The organism is Pseudomonas sp. HMWF006 (assembly GCF_003061205.1).
Lineage (GTDB): Bacteria > Pseudomonadota > Gammaproteobacteria > Pseudomonadales > Pseudomonadaceae > Aquipseudomonas > Aquipseudomonas monsensis.
In genome coordinates, this window is sequence record NZ_QAIU01000059.1 from 1 (window position 1) to 2,555 (window position 2,555).

Here is a 2,555-nt window from a genome sequence, read left to right on the forward strand (position 1 = left end):
GTGTCGGATCAGCACTTCGTAGACGAAGGAATAATGCACATCGCCCGACAGCACCACGTAGTTACCGGGGGTACGCGAGTGTCGGAAAATATTCAGGATCACCTGTGCGGCGCCGCGATGGGCCATCCAGTTTTCCGCGTCCACCAGCAGCGGGTAACCGCACCAGCTGAACAGCTTCTGCACGGTTTCAATCAGCTTCACGCCGAAGATCGGCGCCGGTGAAACGATGATCGCCGACGGGTGATCGAGCAACGCCTGCTGCAACTCGCTCAAGGCTTCCCAGTCGAGCAAGCCCGACGGTTGCTTGAGCGCCATTTCACTGCGCCAGCGGCGGGTGCGGGTGTCGATGACCAGCAGCGCCGGACTGCTCGGCAATACGAAATGCCAATTCTGAAAACGCAGCAGGTCATCAATCAGCGCGTCCTGCACCGGGCTGTCGAGGTACTGATCATCGCCGCTGGCGCTCAGGCGTCGGGTTTTCTCCAGGACATCCTTGAAGGCATCAGGGTTATTGCCCCAGCCCTGGCACAACATGTACGCGATCAAGGCGTTACCGATGATGCGTTTGGAGAACGGATGGCCGTAGGCCGTTTCCTCCCATTGCGCGGACAGGTTCCAGTCATCGGTGATGTCGTGATCGTCGAAAATCATCAGGCTTGGCAGGTGCGCCAACGCCCGGGCGACATTGCCCAAGCCGGCCTTGAAGCCAATGATGCGAGTCTGTTCGAGGGTATAGCGCTTGAGCCGTGCAGGCGTCAGTTCGGGCGTTTGCGGATTGATCAGCGTCCAGGCCGTCGGCGACCACACCAGCAAGTACATCGCCATGACCTCGGCGAAAGTCACCAGATGATTGTCGGCACTGCTGCTGGTGAAAATCGGCTTACGCGCGCCACCGAAAAATCGCTCACGCAAGGTCTCGTTGCTTTCCAGCGCCGGTAACAAATCCGCGCGGTGGTAGTAACTGGCCGGGTGTTCGTAAAGCCTGGCGCTGTCGCTGACGACGGCGCCTTCGAGGTGTTCGTCGTACAGGCCAAGGCGTTCGATCAAGGCGTGGATCGCCCGCAGCATCGGGCCGGCAACGTCGTCGGCGTAGACCTGGTCACCGCTCATCATCAACAGTGCCGGGCGTTGTTGCGGATCGGTTTCGTCTGCCAGCAATTGGTCGACACACAGCAAGCCATCGGTTGCCGGGTGATGCGGCTTGCGACAGGACCCATGCAGCAGTTGGTCGATCCGCGAGCGCAGGACGAAGTTCGGGCTCGTCGCATCGCCGTACAGCAGATGCGGCGCCCAGTCGGCGATGCCGGTTGTGTGGTCGATCAGCAGGTCATAGTCGATACGCGTATCGCCGGGCAGGGCGCTATCGAGAGGAACATCAATCAGATGAACAAATGCTTTGCGACCGACAGGAATGACCGTGCATTTCCCGGCGTCGAGAGGGATATCTCCTACACCTTGCAGGCGCAAGGTCAGCGACAGTTGTCGGCTGCCCACCAGCCATAGCACCAGTCGCGTCGGTTCCAGCCGTCGCAGCAGCGGGCCGGCCAAGACGGGAGGCAGCGGATTCAGTTCAGCAAGTGTCGGGGACATTCCGGGGCAAAGCTCAAGGCGCACAAGCCGGCGATGATAGCGCAGCCGGCGCCTTGAACCCTTAAATGAGGCTTAAGACTCGATCTTCTTCAACTTCAGACCGAGCAGGCGCCACGCGGCCTTGTCAGTGTCTTTACCGTCCACTTGTTGAACCGAGCAGTCGAAACCGTAGCTGACGTTGTCGCCCAACATGTTGCGAGCGCTGACGGTGCTGCTGATGGTGTAGGTCTGATCCTTGAACCGCTGGCTGCTCGCGCTCTTCGCACTGGCGATCGCGGTCGACGCGGAAAAGCGCATGGCGCTCTTGATGAAGGGTTCGCAAATCATGAACGCCATCAGGGACCGGTCCGCGTTCGGATGAGTGCCGGCCAATCGGCGCGAAACGGCAAAGTCGTTGTGCACGTTGTCCTTGAAGTCCTTCTCCAGCAGTGACGCGGGCAGGCGTTTGCTGTAGTTCGGCAGAAGGGCGGACTCGGGCGGAGAAGGCTCGTTCTGTGGTTCGCTGGCGACGTAGGTCGCAAGATTGTCGGAATCGGCAGGGGTCGATGCGATCACCGGTACAGGCTCCATTGACCTTTCTACTTCCGGCATGAGTGCCGCCGCGGCGCGCTCTGTTTCGCGGCTATCGGTTTGCGCCGGTGCCACTGGAAACACCGAAAACGTAATCGACAGCACGACCATTGCCACGATGAAACCGCCCGCTGCACCAACAATATTGCCGTAGAAGATATTCCAGCTACCGCGGTTCTTCACCACCCAGCGCCACATGAAACCCCAAGCCGCGACAAACGCCAGAAAACGCAGAAACTCCATTCGATCCTTTCCTTAATACTTCGAAACCTGAAATCAACGCACGCCCGAAGTGAACGCTGACGATGGGCGGCAAGATAGCAAAACAGTCACGCCGTCCGATCATGTGTTGGGGAAATAATTCACCGCAAGCAGCAGCAAGGTCGTCATGCCGG

The 2,555-nt window shown here is 59.4% G+C and carries 2 protein-coding genes; both read right to left on the reverse strand.

Annotated elements, in window-relative coordinates:
• Nucleotides 1–1,590, reverse strand: a 1,590-nt coding sequence (locus DBR24_RS02310; protein ID WP_128613777.1) for an alkaline phosphatase family protein, incomplete at its 3' end; no start/stop codon positions are given.
• Nucleotides 1,591–1,662: 72 nt separating this feature from the next.
• Nucleotides 1,663–2,403 carry a hypothetical protein gene (locus DBR24_RS02315; RefSeq protein WP_128613778.1) on the reverse strand — a complete coding sequence of 247 codons (741 nt, stop codon included), beginning with the start codon at nucleotides 2,401–2,403 and terminating at the stop codon, nucleotides 1,663–1,665.
• Between the last annotated feature and the right edge of the window lie 152 nt (nucleotides 2,404–2,555).